The organism is Mesorhizobium sp. M0408 (assembly GCF_040321495.1).
Lineage (GTDB): Bacteria > Pseudomonadota > Alphaproteobacteria > Rhizobiales > Rhizobiaceae > Mesorhizobium.
In genome coordinates this window covers 1-16,554 of record NZ_JAMYRO010000057.1, presented here as the reverse complement: position 1 = coordinate 16,554, position 16,554 = coordinate 1, and the positions used below count along the sequence as shown (strand labels likewise).

General features: G+C 63.2%; 15 protein-coding genes. 11 read left to right on the top strand and 4 right to left on the bottom strand.

The window, feature by feature from the left end:
* Positions 1-180: 180 nt before the first annotated feature.
* On the top strand, positions 181-735 hold the full coding sequence (locus NKI67_RS32965) for a DUF4142 domain-containing protein (protein WP_023677111.1): 555 nt from the start codon (positions 181-183) through the stop codon (positions 733-735).
* Positions 736-982: 247 nt separating this feature from the next.
* Entirely contained in the window at positions 983-1,225 is a 243-nt protein-coding gene (locus NKI67_RS32960; RefSeq protein ID WP_023677112.1) for a hypothetical protein, read from the top strand.
* 105 nt (positions 1,226-1,330) lie between these two features.
* On the opposite strand, the gene NKI67_RS32955 is transcribed toward NKI67_RS32960, so the two are convergent.
* Positions 1,331-2,047, bottom strand: a complete 717-nt coding sequence (locus NKI67_RS32955; RefSeq protein ID WP_023677113.1) for a DUF1236 domain-containing protein — start codon at positions 2,045-2,047, stop codon at positions 1,331-1,333.
* A 204-nt stretch (positions 2,048-2,251) separates the two neighbouring features.
* Here NKI67_RS32955 and NKI67_RS32950 point away from each other — a divergent pair, with 204 nt between their 5' ends.
* From NKI67_RS32950 to NKI67_RS32935, 4 genes are all read left to right on the top strand, one after another.
* Positions 2,252-2,551: a DUF1236 domain-containing protein gene (locus NKI67_RS32950; protein WP_023677114.1), complete on the top strand. Its 300-nt coding sequence runs from the start codon at positions 2,252-2,254 to the stop codon at positions 2,549-2,551.
* Between the two features lie 345 nt (positions 2,552-2,896).
* Positions 2,897-3,745 (top strand): MetQ/NlpA family lipoprotein, encoded by an 849-nt coding sequence (locus tag NKI67_RS32945; protein ID WP_023677115.1) that lies wholly within the window; start codon positions 2,897-2,899, stop codon positions 3,743-3,745.
* Positions 3,746-3,878: 133 nt separating this feature from the next.
* The gene (locus NKI67_RS32940) at positions 3,879-4,943 is read left to right on the top strand and encodes a methionine ABC transporter ATP-binding protein (RefSeq protein WP_156937352.1); all 1,065 of its coding nucleotides are present in this window, start codon (positions 3,879-3,881) and stop codon (positions 4,941-4,943) included.
* Entirely contained in the window at positions 4,924-5,580 is a 657-nt protein-coding gene (locus NKI67_RS32935; protein WP_023677117.1) for a methionine ABC transporter permease, read from the top strand. Before NKI67_RS32940 ends, NKI67_RS32935 begins: the two co-directional genes overlap by 20 nt.
* Before the next feature lie 45 nt (positions 5,581-5,625).
* Here the strand turns inward: NKI67_RS32935 and NKI67_RS32930 are convergent, their stop codons facing one another.
* The 3 genes from NKI67_RS32930 to NKI67_RS32920 are packed head-to-tail and all read right to left on the bottom strand — an operon-like array spanning position 5,626 to position 9,768.
* Complete coding sequence (locus NKI67_RS32930; protein WP_023677118.1) at positions 5,626-6,000, bottom strand: hypothetical protein; 375 nt, start codon at positions 5,998-6,000, stop codon at positions 5,626-5,628.
* Complete coding sequence (locus tag NKI67_RS32925) at positions 5,997-7,682, bottom strand: hydantoinase B/oxoprolinase family protein (protein WP_023677119.1); 1,686 nt, start codon at positions 7,680-7,682, stop codon at positions 5,997-5,999. The genes NKI67_RS32930 and NKI67_RS32925 overlap by 4 nt, the downstream gene beginning before the upstream one ends.
* A 1-nt stretch (position 7,683) precedes the next feature.
* Positions 7,684-9,768, bottom strand: coding sequence for a hydantoinase/oxoprolinase family protein (locus NKI67_RS32920; protein WP_023677120.1), 2,085 nt, complete (start codon positions 9,766-9,768; stop codon positions 7,684-7,686).
* A 218-nt stretch (positions 9,769-9,986) separates the two neighbouring features.
* Here NKI67_RS32920 and NKI67_RS32915 point away from each other — a divergent pair, with 218 nt between their 5' ends.
* The 5 genes from NKI67_RS32915 to NKI67_RS32895 all read left to right on the top strand — a co-directional run bounded on the left by NKI67_RS32915 (position 9,987) and on the right by NKI67_RS32895 (position 16,332).
* Positions 9,987-10,814 (top strand): ferredoxin--NADP reductase, encoded by an 828-nt coding sequence (locus NKI67_RS32915; RefSeq protein WP_023677121.1) that lies wholly within the window; start codon positions 9,987-9,989, stop codon positions 10,812-10,814.
* Positions 10,815-10,976: 162 nt separating this feature from the next.
* Positions 10,977-12,026: a deoxyribose-phosphate aldolase gene (deoC, locus tag NKI67_RS32910; RefSeq protein WP_031211867.1), complete on the top strand. Its 1,050-nt coding sequence runs from the start codon at positions 10,977-10,979 to the stop codon at positions 12,024-12,026.
* Positions 12,027-12,039: 13 nt separating this feature from the next.
* Positions 12,040-14,412 carry an aldehyde dehydrogenase family protein gene (locus NKI67_RS32905; protein ID WP_023677123.1) on the top strand — a complete coding sequence of 791 codons (2,373 nt, stop codon included), beginning with the start codon at positions 12,040-12,042 and terminating at the stop codon, positions 14,410-14,412.
* Between the two features lie 176 nt (positions 14,413-14,588).
* Positions 14,589-15,320, top strand: coding sequence for an SDR family oxidoreductase (locus NKI67_RS32900; RefSeq protein WP_023677124.1), 732 nt, complete (start codon positions 14,589-14,591; stop codon positions 15,318-15,320).
* 166 nt (positions 15,321-15,486) lie between these two features.
* Positions 15,487-16,332: a fumarylacetoacetate hydrolase family protein gene (locus NKI67_RS32895; RefSeq protein ID WP_023677125.1), complete on the top strand. Its 846-nt coding sequence runs from the start codon at positions 15,487-15,489 to the stop codon at positions 16,330-16,332.
* Positions 16,333-16,554 lie beyond the last annotated feature (222 nt).

The following is a 16,554-nucleotide window of genomic DNA, read 5'->3' as shown; positions in this document are numbered from 1 at the left end:
TGGCGATGCAGAACTATGTCGATCTGCATCGCCATGCGGCCGTGCGCGCGGCCATGCTCGACCATCCCGCCGTGGGGGGGGGGGGGGGGGGGGGGGGCGGCCCCCCCCACGACCAGGCAACCTCGCCGCAGCTTGCGCGTTGAGCCATCGGAGGGATGACATCAGCCTCGGAGAACCCCCATGAAAACCCTTCTATCCATCACTGCGGCAGCGATGATGGCTGGCGCACCTTTGGCTGCTTTTGCCCAATCGGCGACGCTGACGCCTCTAACGACCGACACCATGAGCAAGGTTGACACCGCGACGTTCGTCAAGACCGTGCCCATCGCCAATACATTCGAAATCGAATCGAGCCGACTTGCGCAGACGCAGGCGACTGCCGACGACGTGAAGGCATTCGCGGCGCAAATGGTCACGGACCACACCAAGGCCGGCGAGGACTTCAAGGCGGCGCTCAGCAAGGGTCAGACGACTTCGGCCACCGCGCCAGCCGGCCCGTCGCTGGACACCAAGCACCAGGCGCTGCTCGACCAACTCAAGGAGGCCAGCGGGGACAGCTTCCAATCGAAATATATCGACATGCAGACCCAGGCGCATAAGGAAGCGGTGGCGCTGTTTTCCGCTTACGCGAATTCCGGCGACGATCCGGCGATGAAGGAGTTTGCCAAGAAGACGCTGCCGGTGCTGCAAATGCACGAACGTCATGTCAAGAACCTCGCTGCCGCGCATCAATGAGAGCGAAGAGTGCCTTTTGCAAACGAAAGGCCGCCCCACACACGGCCTGTGTGACGCGGCTGTCGTCCGGCCACACGGCCGGGAACAAAGCACCGAGAGTGCCGTTATTTATCCGGCTTGTTCGGGGAGGATCCAATGGAAGGCGGCATTCGCGGGGCCTCAAGGATAGTAGCGCCGGCTTTCGGCGCCGTCCTGGTCGCCGCTGTCACAGGCTGAAATCGCTTTCCGAACGGGACAGGCTGCCTTCATGCGCTACGGCGAGATATTTGCAAATGTTACGGCACTCATGTTGCTGGCCTTGATGATTGGCGGCGTCTTCGTCCTGTTTGGAGAGCCGCTGTGGCCGCGGCACTACGCGAGAATGGTGCTGGTTACGGATATCGATGCCATGACCACCGCGTCAGTCCGAACAAGCTGCGTGCCCAGTCCCTGCCTGCCCGACACCATCGATCACACCGTGCTCACTCCTCGCCCCGAGGACGGACCTTGATTTGCGATTTGCAGACGCTGGAGCCGGGTACGGAAAAGCCCGCCGCCCGAGCTGCGCGGCGGGCTTTTTTGGTGCATCAACCCACGGTAGACCGTCTGGCCACGACTAGGTCAGGATAATCACGATCTCGTAGGTATTCGGGTCGACGATGACGATCCGGCCGTCGGCGAGCACGAAATACTCATAGCCTTCGTAAGCCGGAATGATCTTGACGATGCGCGCCGGCAGGCGATGCAGCCGGACCTTCTTTCGCGGAACCTCGACACCGACAGAGATGTCGAAATCGACGCTGGAAACCGGTTGGACGTTCGTCTCCTTGATGACCTGCGTGATCTCCGTCTTCTGTTCAACGGTCACATTGTTGATGGAAGCGGTCGAACTCTGGTCTTGCGTCTGCGTCGAGGCATTGCCCTGAGTCTGCTCGGTGGTCGTGGTCCCAGTCTTGCCCTGAGCCTGCTCCTCGGTCTTCATTTTCGTGTTGCCTTGGGCCTGCTCGGTGGTGGTGGTTCCGGCCTTGCCCTGAGCCTGCTCGTTGGTCTTCAGTTTCGGTTTGCCCTGGGCTTGCTGGTCAGTCGTTGCGCCGGCCTTGCCCTGGGCTTGCTCATCGGTCTTCAGCTTCTTGTTGCCTTGCGCCTGTTGATCAGTTGCAGCGCTGGCCTTGCCCTGAGCCTGCTCGCCCATTTTGGCGCCGTTCTGGCAATTGGCAGTGCCGGCTGCACAATTGGCGCCGGACTGGTCGTCGGTCGACTGCTGCGTCTGGGCAAGTGCAGCCCCGCAGCTGACGCTGATTGCTAGCATGCTGGTGATCAGAACGCCTTTCATGAGAGATCTCCTTGGAAAACGCGTCCCTTCACCGCGTAAAACCGCGGCTAAAAAACTTTGTTCCAAACTAATGGAGCGAAACGGCAAGCGATCCGAGTGGCGGAACAAGCTCCACCTGATGACGTTACCGGCCTATAGCGACCCCGCTGCGAACAGCATGACGCGGCGCAGCGCAGAGGTGGCTCACGACGAAAGGAGACGATCATGAGAATGCATCTTTCGGCAGCCGCGGCTGGGTTCTTGCTGCTTGCGGGTATTGGCGCCGCTGCCGCTCAGGACGTGGTCATCGAACCGCAGCAGGAGACGATCGTACGCGAGTATGTGAAAAAGCAGCCTCTGGCGTCCGTGCAGCTTCCCGGCGTGGAGCTCAATGTCGGCTCGACCCTGCCCGATACCGTCGAGCTTCATGAGGTTCCCGACGTCAAATACCGCTATGTCGTCGTCGACAATCGGACCGTCCTGGTCGATCCTGGCACGCGCAGGATTGTAAAGGTCATCGAGTGAGCAAGCGCGTCGCTTTGAAGGGACATGCGGCGCGTCCAGCATTGTCGACATCCCACACTGCTGCCCGTGTTGGGCATTCGGACGCAGAAAGGCCCGCCGCTTCGAAGCACGGCGGGCCTCATATCGGAGACGACGTCCGGACAATTTCTGAACCAGCATTGGCTTAGAACGCATGATCCCAGCACGCCCTGTGCTCGCCAGGCCCGAAACTTTGAGAGAATATTCCTGGCTTCGCATTTCGCGGGAAATACGGTGCTTTGATCCGACGGTCAGCATTCCCGATGATGCCAGCAAGGCTTGGCACTCCGCCTGGCCGCAACGACTTCAGAACCGACGGGATAGATCATGTCTGGGAATACCAACACTTTGCTCTCATTTCTCTCCGCAAGTATAAACCGGCGCGCCGGTCTGGCTGTACTTTTCGCGTCGGCGGTTGGGATTGTCGGCCTTGCTGCGCCGTCGTTCGCCGAAGACAAGACGGCGGTCAAGGTCGGCATCATGAGCGGCGAGGACGAGGATGTGTGGCGCGTCGTCACCGCCCAGGCGGCGGAGAGGGGGCTGACGATCGAGACCGTGGTGTTCAACGACTACACCCAGCCGAATGAAGCACTCGAGCGTGGCGAAATCGACGCCAACGCCTTCCAGCACAAGCCCTATCTCGACAACCAGATCAAGACGCAGGGCTATCACATCGTCCCGGTCGGCTATACCGGGGTCTGGCCGATCGGCCTCTATTCCAAGAAGTACACGAAGATTGCCGACCTGCCCGAAGGCGCCGTCATTGGCGTGCCGAACGACCCGTCCAACGAGGGCCGCGCACTGCGCGTTCTGCAGAGCGAAGGTCTGATCAAGCTCAGGGAAGGCACCGGCATTCTGGCTACGACGACCGACATTGCCGAAAACCCGAAGAAATTGGTCGTCAAGGAGCTTGACGCCGGGATTGTCGGGCGCTCGGTGGAAGACCTCGACGGGGCCGTGGTCAACACGGATTGGGCGCTTAAAAGCGGCCTCACACCGGAGAACCGCATCGCCCAGGAGGCGGTGGCCGACAATCCCTACCGCAACTTCATCGCGGTCAAGGCCGGCAATGAAAACCAGCCCTGGGTAAAGACATTGGTCGCCTCCTACCAGAACGAAAAGGTGAAGGCCGAATTCGACCGAGTCTACAAGGGAACCGGCATCAGCGCCTATTGATACCGAGCTCGACTTGGCGCTGAAGCCCGGCATGATAAAGCGGTCCGCGCTCCAACGCGGACCGCGATCGCGTTTTGCGGGCACGAATACAGGAACTTTCATGAACCAGCATTTCGCCTCGGTCACCGAAGTCATGCATCCCGTCGGCGGCCGCTCCGCGGGACCGAACGATGTCGTGCGCCTCATCGAGCTGAAGCGCTGCTTCGGCGCGACAGCGGCGCTGGACGGCGTATCGCTCAGCGTGCGCCAGGGCGAGATCCTCGGCATCATCGGCCGGAGCGGCGCCGGCAAGTCGACGCTGATACGCTGCCTGAACGGCCTGGAGCGGCCGGATACAGGACAGGTCTTCATCGAAGGCCGCGACATCAGCCGGCTCGGCGAGCGCGAATTGCAACCGCTGCGCCGGCGTATCGGCATGATCTTCCAGCATTTCAACCTGCTGTCTGCCAAGACGGTCGAAGACAATGTAGCGCTGCCGCTCAAGATCGAAGGCCGGCCAAGGGCCGAACGCCTGGCGCGCGCTGCCGAGCTGCTCGATCTCGTCGGCCTGTCGGAGAAGGCGAAAGCCTATCCGGCGTCGCTGTCGGGCGGGCAGAAGCAGCGCGTCGGCATTGCCCGGGCGCTTGCGGCGCGCCCGGCGCTGCTGCTGTCCGACGAAGCGACCTCGGCATTGGACCCGGAGACGACGCGCTCCATCCTCGCCTTGCTCAGAGATATCAACCGGCAGCTCGACCTGACCATCCTGCTCATCACCCATGAGATGGAGGTGATCCGTTCGATCGCCGATCGTGTCGCGGTGATCGACGCTGGGCGGATCGTCGAGCAAGGGCCGGTGTGGTCGGTGTTTGCCGATCCGAAGTCGGCGATCACACAAAGCCTGCTCGGCGGCATCCGGCCGCAATTGCCGGCGGAGATCGCAAGCCGGCTAACGCAGAACGCCGGCGTGGAGGCGATCCTCAGGATCGACGTGGCGGGTGAGGCCGCCCGAAGCCCGCTTTTGTCCGATCTTGCCTCGGCAGTTCCCGGCTCGTTCCGCCTCGTGCATGGCGGCATCGATCACGTCCAGCAGCAGCCTGTCGGTACACTGTTCGTGGCGGTCGCCGGCAGCAATGAAGCTCACCTGGCAGAGGTGATCGCGTTCTTGAAAGCCCGCCAAGCGCGGGTGGAGGTGCTTGGCCATGTCGCCGGTTCTGTTTGAGCTTCTCGCCCGTTCGATCTGGGAAACGATCCTGATGACGGCCGCCTCCGGCCTCATCTCGCTGGTTTTCGGGCTGCCGCTCGGCCTGGCGCTGGTCGCCACCGACCGCGGCGGTATCGCCGAAAACCTGTGGATGAACCGCGCGCTCGGAGCGGTCATCAACGGCTTCCGCTCGGTGCCTTTCATCATCCTGCTGGTTGCGCTGATCCCGGTGACGCGGCTGATCGTCGGCACCTCAATCGGCACCTGGGCAGCGATTGTGCCGCTGTCGATCGCGGCGACGCCCTACTATGCCCGGATCGCCGAAGTGTCACTGCGCGAGGTCGACCACGGGCTGATCGAGGCAGCACGCGCCATGGGCGGCAACCGCTGGACGATCATTCGAGAGGTGCTGGTGCCGGAAGCGTTGCCCGGCATCGTCGCCGGCTTCACGGTGACGCTGGTGACGCTTATCGGCGCCTCGGCCATGGCTGGCGCCATCGGCGCCGGCGGGCTCGGCGACCTCGCCATCCGCTACGGCTACCAGCGCTTCGAGACGTCCGTCATGATCGCCGTGGTCATCGTCCTGATCGTCCTGGTCTGCGGCATCCAGTGGGCCGGCGACCGGCTGGTCGCGAGGCTGGACCACAGGGCATAGCGGTGCGCAGCGGTCTGGGCGATATGCCAGCACCCGGTAAAACCCTCACTGCCGGTCCGGCTTCTCCACCGCGCTCAGCGCCGCCAAGCCTTGTAGCGGCGGCTCTCCGGCCTGCAGATATCGTTGGATCAGTTGCTCATCCTCTGCGCCTTTATAGGCTAACGGAATACCTCTGATTTGAGCGGGCATGTCCCAATCGAGCGGCCGATCCTCCGGCGCGAACCACTTGCATCGCCGAACCTCCACCCAATGCCGGCGAATTGACAAACAATTGCCGAGGCCGTCGTCTTCGTAGCCGAACTCCACTCCACAGCACGAACATATGATGGAGCTGGGTTCTTTGCCGTTCTCGCCCCATGGCAGATCGGGAGATTGATCGAGGCCGCAGACACGGCATTTGAATTTGTCTTGTGGATTCATTTGATCCCGAACAGGTCCCTGGCTTGCTCGGCGGTATAGTACTCTAGCCTGACGTCCCGAGCGACCAATTCCGGATCCCGCTGCAACGGATCGCCGTAGCCGCCGCCGCCCGGCGTGCTAACGCGCACGCGGTCGCCTGCCTTCAGCGCGATGTCCTGTTCCTTGGAGAGGTGCGGCGGCACATGTTCCTTGCCGTCGCGGAACACGGTGACCGTGTTGACCGCGCCGTCCTTGCCGCCGAGCGCGCCTTGCGGGCCGAAGCGGCCGTGATCCATGACGAAAGAGGCGCGGGCGTCGCCGCGCAGGATCTCGACCTCATAGGCGAGGCCAAAACCGCCGCGATGCTTGCCGGCGCCGCCCGAGCCTTCGCGCAGGGCGTAGTGGCGGTAGAGCACCGGGAAGGCCTGCTCCATGATTTCGACCGGTGGCGACTTGGAAATGCCGATGGTCGAGCAGCCATTGGTCAGGCCGTCGTGACCGGCATTGCCGCCATAGCCGCCGCCGGAGATCTGGTACATGACATAATCGCGGCCGCGGGCCGGATCGTTGCCGCCGAGCGCGAAATTGCCGCTGGAGCCGGCCGGAGCCGCCGTCACCTTGTCCGGCAGCGCCTGCACCATCGCAGCGAACACCGCCTCGGCAATGCGCTGCGAAACCTCGGCCGCGCAGCCCGATACCGGGCGCGGATATTTGGCGTCGAGGAAGGTGCCTTCCGGCCGCTTGACGATCAGCGGCTCGAAGGCGCCGGCGCTGATCGGCACGTCGGGGAAAATGTGCCGCATGGCGAGATAGACCGAGGACAAGGTCGTCGCCAGCACGCTGTTCATCGGCCCGGCGCAGGGCTTTGATGAGCCCGAGAAGTCGAAGCTGAGCGTGTCGCCTTTTTTCTCGACTGCCAGCGCGATGATCAGCGGCTCGTTTACCACCCCGTCTGAATCGACGAAGGCCTGCGAGCGATAGATTCCGTCGGGAATGGCCGATATGTTGACGCGCATCTGTTCAGCGGCGCGGCGGCGCAGTTCGGCGATCGCATCGACGACCGTTTCATCTCCGTAACGATCCAGGATTCCGTTCAGTCGGTCCTGACCGATCAGCAGTGCCGCCGCTTGCGCCCGGATGTCCCCAATGCGCTGGTCGGCGACACGGATGTTGGAGCAGATGATGGCGTAGATCTCAGGGTCGAGCACGCCCTTCTTGAACAATTTCACCGGCGGCAGCCGCAAGCCTTCCTGCTCCACCGCCGTTGCCGAGGCGGAGAAGCCGCCCGGCACCGAACCACCGATGTCGGGCCAGTGACCGGTGTTCGACAGCCAGCAGAATATTTTGCCGTCGCGGTAGACCGGCATGGCGAAGCGCACATCCATCAAATGGGTGCCGCCGAGATAGGGATCGTTGACGATGTAGATATCGCCCGGCTCGGGCGGCAGGCAGCGTCCGTCGGCGATCATCTCGATCACCGTTTTGGTCGAATACTGCATGACGCCGACGAACACCGGCAGGCCCTGGCTGCCTTGCGCGATCAGCGAACCATCGACTGCCGAATAGATGCCATCCGAACGGTCATTGGCCTCGGCGATGACAGGCGAAAAGGCGGCGCGCGAAAACGTCAGGTCCATTTCGTCGCAGACCTGCTGCAGGGCCGCCTGGATGACCGAAAGGGTGATGGCGTCGAGTTTTTCCATCTCAGGCCTCGCCGATATCGATGATGATGTTGCCGTCGGCATCCGATCGCGCCCGGTCGCCGGGCTCCAGCACAGTCGTCGCGTCCATCTGTTCGAGGATCGCCGGACCTTCGATTGTTGCGTCGAGCGGCAACTTCTCTCTGTTGTAGACCGGCGTGTCGTACCAGCGCCCGCCATACCAGACAGGCCGGATCTCGCGCCGCGCCTCTTCGAGCGTTTTGGCGCGCCCAGCCGGGTCGATCAGCCGGGACAGATCGATTGCCGGCCGCACGCCGGTGACCGACGTGTTGAGGTTGACCAGATTGGCGCGGATCTCGGGTAGCTCGACCTTGAAGCGGGCGAAATAGGCACTCTCGAACAGTTGCTGCAGTACCTGGCGTGTCACCGCAGACGACGGCAGCGGCACGTTGATGATATGCGTCTGGCCGACGAACTGCATGTCGGCGGAATGCGTGACCCGGATCATTTCCGGCTTCACCGCTTCCTTGCCGATCAGCTCCTCGCCTTCGTTTCGGTGCCGTTCCAATGTCTCGTGGAGTTGGATTTCATCGAGACGGGCCACCGGCTGGTTGACCGTATTAACGAAATCATGGCGCAGATCGGCGACGACGCAGCCGAGCGCATTGGTGATGCCCGGCCGCGCCGGCACCAGCACCTTGGGCAGGCCGAGCTCGCGCGCCAGTGCCGTCGCATGCAGCGGCCCGGCGCCGCCGAAGGCGAACAGCGCGAAATCGCGCGGGTCGTGGCCGCGCGACACCGACACCATGCGGATGGCGCCGGCCATCTTCACGTTGCCGAGCCGCAGCACCGCACCCGCCGCCTCGACGCCGGACAAGCCTGTGGCGCGGCCGATCCTGTCCTCGAATATGCCGGTGACCCGTTCGACGGTGACCGGGTTTTCCACCGCGAGCAGCTTCTTCGGCGCCAGCCTGCCGAGCACCAGATTAGCGTCGGTAATGGTCGGCTCCAAGCCGCCGCGTCCGTAGCAGATCGGGCCGGGATTGGCGCCGGCGCTTTCCGGGCCGATCTGGATCAGACCGGCCGCATCGACGCGGGCGATCGAGCCGCCGCCGGCGCCGACCGTATGCACCGCCACCATCGGCACGTGGATCGGCATCGCATACTCGATCTCGATCTCGTTCGACACCGCCGGCTCGGCGTTGCGGATCAGCGCCACGTCGGTCGAGGTGCCGCCCATGTCATAGGTGACCAGGTTTTCGAAGCCGGCGCGTTTTCCCGTATAGGCGGCAGCAATGACGCCGGAAGCGGGGCCGGACATGACGGTCTTGGCCGACTCACGTGTGACAAAGCGGGCCGAGATCATGCCGCCATTGCCGTTCATGATCAGGAAGTCGCGGGCGTAGCCTTTTGACGCCAGCTCCTTGCGCAGCCGCTCGACATAGCGTTCGAGGATCGGTTGCACCGAGGCGTTGACCGAAGCGGTGACGCCGCGCTCGAATTCGCGCGCTTCCGAAAGCAGCGCATGGCCTGTCGTGATGTAGCCGTTCGGCCAAAGCTCGGCCGCGATCTCGGCGGCACGCCGCTCATGCCTCGGGTTGGCGTAGGAATGCAGGAAATGGATGACGAGGGATTCGCAGCCGGCCGCGATCAGTTGTGAAATCGCTGCCCGCATCTCGGCCTCGTCGAGCGGTATGCGCACCGCGCCCGAGGCCTCGACCCGCTCCGACACTTCGAGCCGCAGATTGCGCGGAATGATCGGCACGAACGTGCCTGTCATGCCATAGGCTTGCGGCCGTGTCCGCCGGCCAAGCTCGATGACGTCACGAAAGCCGCGCGTGGTGATCATGCCGGTTTTGGCCAGCCGGCGCTCCAGCACCGCGTTGGTGGTGGTCGTCGTGCCGTGCACGATGAGGTCGATGCCGTCGACGGGAAAGCCGGTGGCACCAAGAGCTGCAACGACGCCGAAAGCCTGGTTGTCGACCGTCGTCGGGGTCTTGGCGATATGCACCCGGCCGCCGTCACGGCCGTCGATCAGAAGCAGGTCGGTAAAGGTGCCGCCGACATCGATACCGGCGACGACGCTGCCCGTCGAATCCAGAGCTTGCGCCGAAAAATTCTGTTCCATTGTCGAAACCCGAAATGCCCGAACTGCTTACATGCCTCAGTTTGGAAAGCTGTTTTACGGCGGCGTCTTGACGCAAATATCGTTTGTATACTAATAAATTCCGGACACAAGAGCTTACCGCTTCGGAGTGTGCAAACGGCACGCTGGAACCTGACCGGTTCGGGCGCGCAGGTGAAGATTTGGCGCGGGCGCTGAGCTGGCCCGGAAGGTTAGGTTTGATGAACACCATATCCGCGTTCAACACTGCCGGCGCCCGGCCGTTGCAGTTCCCGATACCGGCCAATGTCTATGCCGAAACCGTCGTCTCGGTGAAGCATTATACCGACCGGCTGTTTTCGTTCCGCATCACCCGGCCGCAATCGCTGCGCTTCCGTTCCGGCGAGTTCGTCATGATCGGCCTGCCCAATGCCGAGAAGCCGGTGTTCCGCGCCTATTCGATCGCCAGCCCTGCCTGGGACGACGAACTCGAATTCTTCTCGATCAAAGTGCCGGACGGCCCGCTTACCTCGGAGCTGCAGAAAATCGAGATCGGCGATACCGTCATCATACGGCAGAAGTCGACCGGCACGCTGGTGGTCGACGCGCTGACGCCGGCCAAGCGCCTGTTCATGATCTCGACCGGCACCGGCATTGCTCCATTCGCCAGCCTGCTGCGCGATCCCGATACCTATGAGAAGTTCGAGCAGGTTATCCTGACCCATACCTGCCGCGACAATGCCGAGCTCACCTACGGCCAGGAACTGGTGGCCGCACTGGAGAACGATCCGCTGATCGGCGAACTGACCGGCGGCCGCGTCACGCTGTATAATTCGACGACGCGCGAGACCTCCGAGCGCATGGGCCGCATCACCGCGCTGATCGGCTCGGGCAAATTCTACACCGATCTCGGCATCGACAGGCTCAATCCCGAAACCGACCGCATCATGATCTGCGGCTCGATGCATATGCTGAAGGACGTCAAGGAACTGGCCGAAAGCCACGGCTTCCAGGAAGGCTCGCTGCATCATCCGGCAAGCTTCGTCGTCGAGCGCGCCTTCGTCGGCTGAGACGCGCAGTTCAGCGTCCACTGATTCGAGACCCTGATTTTGATCATGCGGTCAAAAATCGGCTGCCTTGACTGTCTTTTTCCGCTATGACCGCTTGAAGGACTCGTGAAGCGCTGCTTCACGGTCTATCTTCGGCATAAGTCGCTGAACAAGGGGCAGGAGATGAGCAGCACAATCCGCGAAACCGACGTCGGCATATCGAAGGTCACGCCGCTGCCGGCACGCGCCGCCGCCAATGCACCAATCCCGCAAGCCCATGGCATTGCTCGCAATCCCGGCATGAGGCTCGATCTCGGCTTCATGGAATCGATGCGCGGCGTCAACCGCTCGGCGCTGGAACGCCGCGTCGCCAGCCTGACCAAAAGACGCTCGATCAAGGCCGATAACCAGGCCGCCTGGCTGCTGCGCGCCGTCGCCTGCATGGACCTGACGACGCTGAACTCGAACGACACGGAAGAGCGCGTGCGCCGGCTTTGTGCCAAGGCGGTCAACCCGTTCCGTCGCGACATTGCCGAGGGGCTCGGCATTACTGGTGAAAAGATCCGCCCGGCGGCGGTCTGCGTCTATCAGCCCTTCGTCGCCACTGCCGTCGAAGCGCTGCGCGGCAGCGGCGTCCATGTCGCCGCCGTTTCCACGGCTTTCCCGCACGGCCTTGCACCGCTTTCGACACGTCTGCAGGAGATCGAAGCATCGGTAAGGGACGGCGCCGACGAGATCGACGTCGTCATCCCGCGCGGCCTGGTATTCGGGGCGAAATGGCAGGAGCTCTATAACGAGATTGTCTCGATGCGCGCCGCTTGCGGCGAGGCCCATCTGAAGGTGATCCTCGGCACCGGCGACCTCGCGACGCTGCGCAACGTCATGCTCGCCTCGATGGTGGCGATGATGGCGGGTGCAGATTTCATCAAGACCTCGACCGGCAAGGAAAGCGTCAACGCGACGCTGCCGGTCGGCCTTGCCATGGTGCGCGCCATCCGCGCCTATTTCGAGGAAACCGGCTATCTCATCGGCTTCAAGCCGGCCGGTGGCATTTCCACGGCAAAAGCCTCGCTCGACTGGCTGGTGCTGATGAAAGAAGAACTGGGCCGGCCGTGGCTGGAGCCGGAGCTGTTCCGCTTCGGAGCATCGAGCCTTTTGACCGACATCGAGCGCCAGCTCGAGCATCATCTGACCGGCCACTACTCGGCCAATCATCGCCACGCGATGGCGTGATTCGGAGCGCGCCATGAACATTCTCGAACGCTATCATGCCATGGAATACGGCCCGGCGCCGGAGGCGCGCAACGAGGCCGATGCGTGGCTTGCCGCGCGGGATTTCGGCAAAGCGCTGTTTATCGGCGGCGACTGGAAGGCAGCCAGCGGAGGCAAAACCTTCGACACCAGCGATCCGTCCTCGGGAAAGCTGCTGGCCAAGGTGTCGGATGCCGGTGCCGCCGATATCGACGCGGCGGTTTCGGCCGCCACAAAAGCGCTGCCGAAATGGAGCGCCAGCACCGGTTATCAACGCGCCAAAGTGCTCTACGCCATCGGCCGCGCCATGCAGCGTCACCAACGCCTGTTCGCGGTGCTGGAATCGATCGACAATGGCAAGCCGATCCGCGAAAGCCGCGACATCGACGTGCCGCTGGCCATCCGCCATTTCATCCATCATGCCGGCTGGGCGCAGGCGCTGGACAGGGATTTTTCAGGCCATAAGGGGGTCGGCGTCGTCGGCCAGATCATCCCGTGGAACTTCCCGCTCTTGATGCTGGCCTGGAAGATCGCGCCGGCGCTCGCCGCCGGCTGCACCGTGGTGCTGAAGCCAGCCGAATTCACGCCGCTCACCGCGATCCTGTTCGCCGAGATCTGTGAACGATCAGGCGTGCCGAAGGGCGTCGTCAACATCGTCCAGGGCGGGCCGGAAGCGGGTGGGGCAATCGTCAATCATCCCGGCATCCAGAAGATCGCCTTCACCGGTTCGTCCGAGGTCGGCAAGATCATCCGCAAAGCCACCGCCGGTTCGGGCAAGAAACTGTCGCTGGAGCTTGGCGGCAAGTCGGCCTTTGTCGTCTTTGAGGATGCCGATCTCGACAGCGCCGTCGAGGGGCTGGTCGACGGCATCTGGTTCAACCAGGGCCAAGTCTGCTGTGCCGGCTCGCGCCTTCTGGTGCAGGAGGGCATCGCCGATGCCTTCATCGCCAAGGTCAAGACGCGGATGAGCCGGCTGCGCGTCGGCAGCCCGCTCGACAAGAACACCGATATCGGCCCGCTGGTCGATTTGACCCAGCTCGATCGCGTCAAGGGCCTGATCGCCGAGGGCGCCAAGCAGGGCGCAATCTGCTGGCAGCCGGACTCGGCGCTGCCCTCCTCGGGCTATTACCATCTGCCAACGCTGGCGACAGGTGTTTCGCCGGCTAACATTCTGGCACAGGAAGAGGTGTTCGGGCCGGTGCTTGCCACCATGACCTTTCGCAACACCGAGGAAGCGGTCGAGCTCGCCAACAACACGCGCTATGGCCTGGCCGCTTCGGTGTGGAGCGAGAACATCAATCTTGCCCTGCACGTCGCGCCGCAATTGAAGGCCGGCGTCGTCTGGGTCAACGGCACCAATATGTTCGACGCCTCCTGCGGCTTTGGCGGTTACCGCGAGAGCGGCTTTGGCCGCGAAGGCGGGCGCGAGGGCATGTTCGAATATCTCTCGGCAAAACTGCCGCTCGGCCCGGTTATCAAACCGGCGACGTCTTCGGCGCAACCTGTCGAGCAGGCCGAAGGCGACGCCATCGACCGCACGGCAAAGCTGTTCATCGGCGGCAAGCAGGTCCGGCCGGACGGCAATTATTCCTTCGCCGTCGCCACCGCCAAGGGCAAGCTTGCCGGCGAGGTTGGTCTCGGCAACCGCAAGGATATCCGCGACGCCGTCGCGGCCGCGCGCGCCTGCAAGGCCTGGCCGGAGGCGACCGCCTACAACCGCAGCCAGGTGCTCTATTACCTGGCCGAAAACCTTTCGGGCCGCGCCGACGAGTTTGCTGTGCGCCTCACCCAACTTACCGGCGCGACCGCCAAGGCGGCGCGTGAAGAGGTCGAACTGTCGATCGAGCGGCTGTTCCTCTATGCCGGCTTGGCCGACAAATTCGAGGGTCGCGTCCACCAGCCGCCGGCCCGCGCCGTCACGCTGGCACTGCACGAACCGGTCGGGGTCGTCGGTATTGTCGCGTCGGACAACGCACCTTTGCTTGGCTTGATCTCGCTGGTGGCGCCGGCGCTCGCCATGGGCAACACCGTGGTCGCCGTGCCGTCCGAAAAATACCCGCTGCTTGCCACCGACCTCTACCAGGTCGTCGAATATTCCGACGTTCCGGCAGGCGCCATCAATATCGTCACCGGCAGTAGCGCCGAGCTTGCCGGCGTATTGGCCAAGCATGACGATGTCGACGGGCTCTGGGTGTTCGCCGATGCCGAGACTTGCGCCAAGGCCGAGGCCGAGTCCATCGGCAATCTCAAACGCGTCTGGACCGGCAACGGCCACAGCCTCGACTGGGCGTCGAACGAAGCAGCCGGCGATGCCTTGCTGCGCCGAGCGATCGAGGTCAAGAACGTCTGGGTGCCCTACGGCGACTGAGTGCCCCGGAGAGACGTCCGGGCTTGACGGGCCAACAAATGTTCTTTACCGAGAAAAAACATTTGGCTGGCAGGCGAATATCGAAACAGGCGGGATGGTAGTGCCCGGCTGGCACATTGCGTCCCGGCCTTGCGCCGGTAAAAGCCGAACGACCACAGACGGGCGAGGAGAAAAGCATGGCGGATCTGACAGGCAAAATCGTTGTCGTCACGGCGGCGGCGCAAGGCATCGGCCGGGCGAGCGCGCTGGCGTTCGCCAAGGTCGGCGCCGTCGTCCATGCCACCGACATTAACGAGGTGGTGCTCGCCGACCTCGGCAAGACGCCCGGTATCAAGACCCGCAAGCTCGACGTGCTGAATGACGAGGCGGTGAACGCCGCTTTTGCCGAGATCGGCGCCGTCGACGTGCTGTTCAATTGCGCCGGCTTCGTCCATTCCGGCTCGATCCTCGAGATGAAGGACGGCGATCTCGACTTTGCCTATGATCTCAATGTCCGCTCGATGATCCGCACCATCCGCGCCGTGCTGCCCGGCATGCTGGAGCGCGGCGACGGCTCGATCATCAACATGGCGTCGCTGGCCAGTTCGACCAAGGGCGTGCCGAACCGCTTCGTTTACGGGCTGACCAAGGCAGCCGTCATCGGCCTGACCAAATCGGTCGCCGCCGACTATGTCGGCAAGGGCATACGCTGCAATGCGATCTGTCCGGGCACGGTCGAAAGCCCGTCGCTGCAGGACCGCATGCATGCGCAGGGCGACTACGAAGCAGCTCGCGCCGCCTTCATCGCCCGCCAGCCGATGGGCCGCCTCGGCACGCCCGAGGAAATCGCCGACCTCGCCGTCTATCTCGCCGGCGCCACCTATACGTCGGGGCAGGCTTATAATATCGACGGTGGCTGGTCGATCTAAGAGGCCATTTGAAAACCCTACTCCGCCGGGCGCCTGACGCGGCTTTCTGCGCTTCCGGTGCTCACGTACTTTAAGTACGCTCCGCTCCGGTTCTCGAAACCCACGCCATTCGCCGCAGCGGAGCGAGTTTGCAAACGGCCTCTGGTCGCAACTGGGAGAAAACTGCATGAAACTGCTGCGCTATGGCGAGGCGGGGAGCGAACGCCCCGGCCTGCTCGATGCGGATGGAACGATCCGTGACCTCTCCGCCCATGTCACCGACATTGCCGGCAAGACGCTCGATCCGGCATCGCTCGAGACATTGTCGAAGCTCGATCCGAAAACGCTGCCCGCGGTTTCCGGCAAGCCGCGCATCGGCGCCTGCGTCGCCGGCACCGGCAAATTCATCTGCATCGGCCTCAACTATTCCGACCATGCCGCCGAAACCGGCGCCACCGTGCCGCCGGAGCCGATCATCTTCATGAAGGCAAGCTCGGCTATTGTCGGGCCGAATGACGACGTGCTGATCCCGCGCGGCTCGGTGAAGACCGACTGGGAGGTCGAGCTCGGCGTGGTGATCGGCAAGACTGCAAAGTATGTCACCGAGGCCGAGGCGCTGGATTATGTCGCCGGCTATTGCGTCGCGCACGACGTCTCCGAGCGCGCCTTCCAGGCCGAGCGCCAGGGCCAGTGGACCAAGGGCAAGTCCTGCGACACGTTCGGGCCGATCGGCCCGTGGCTGGTGACCAAGGACGAGATCAAGGACCCGCAGAACATCCCGATGTGGCTGACGGTCAACGGCAAGACCATGCAGAACGGCTCGACCAAGACCATGGTCTTCGGCGTCGCTTATCTCGTCTCCTATCTCAGCCAGTTCATGTCGCTGCACCCGGGCGACATCATCTCGACCGGCACGCCGCCCGGCGTCGGCCTCGGCATGAAGCCGCCGGTCTTCCTGAAGCCCGGCGACGTGGTCGAGCTCGGTATCGAAGGGCTGGGCATCCAGAAGCAGACGTTCAAGGCGGATTTGTAGGCGCTCTTCCTTCTCCCCTTGTGGGAGAAGGTGGATCGGCGCGCAGCGCCGAGACGGATGAGGGGTGCTGGAAGAAACGAGGCGTGAAAACATCAGGGGATTTTAGGCACCTACGCTTTCAGGGCAGCGATCCTTCCAACACCCCTCATCCGACCGAGCTTCGCTCGGCCACCTTCTCCCCGCTGGAGGGCTTTGCACGGGAAGCGAAATCCTGGTTGGTGA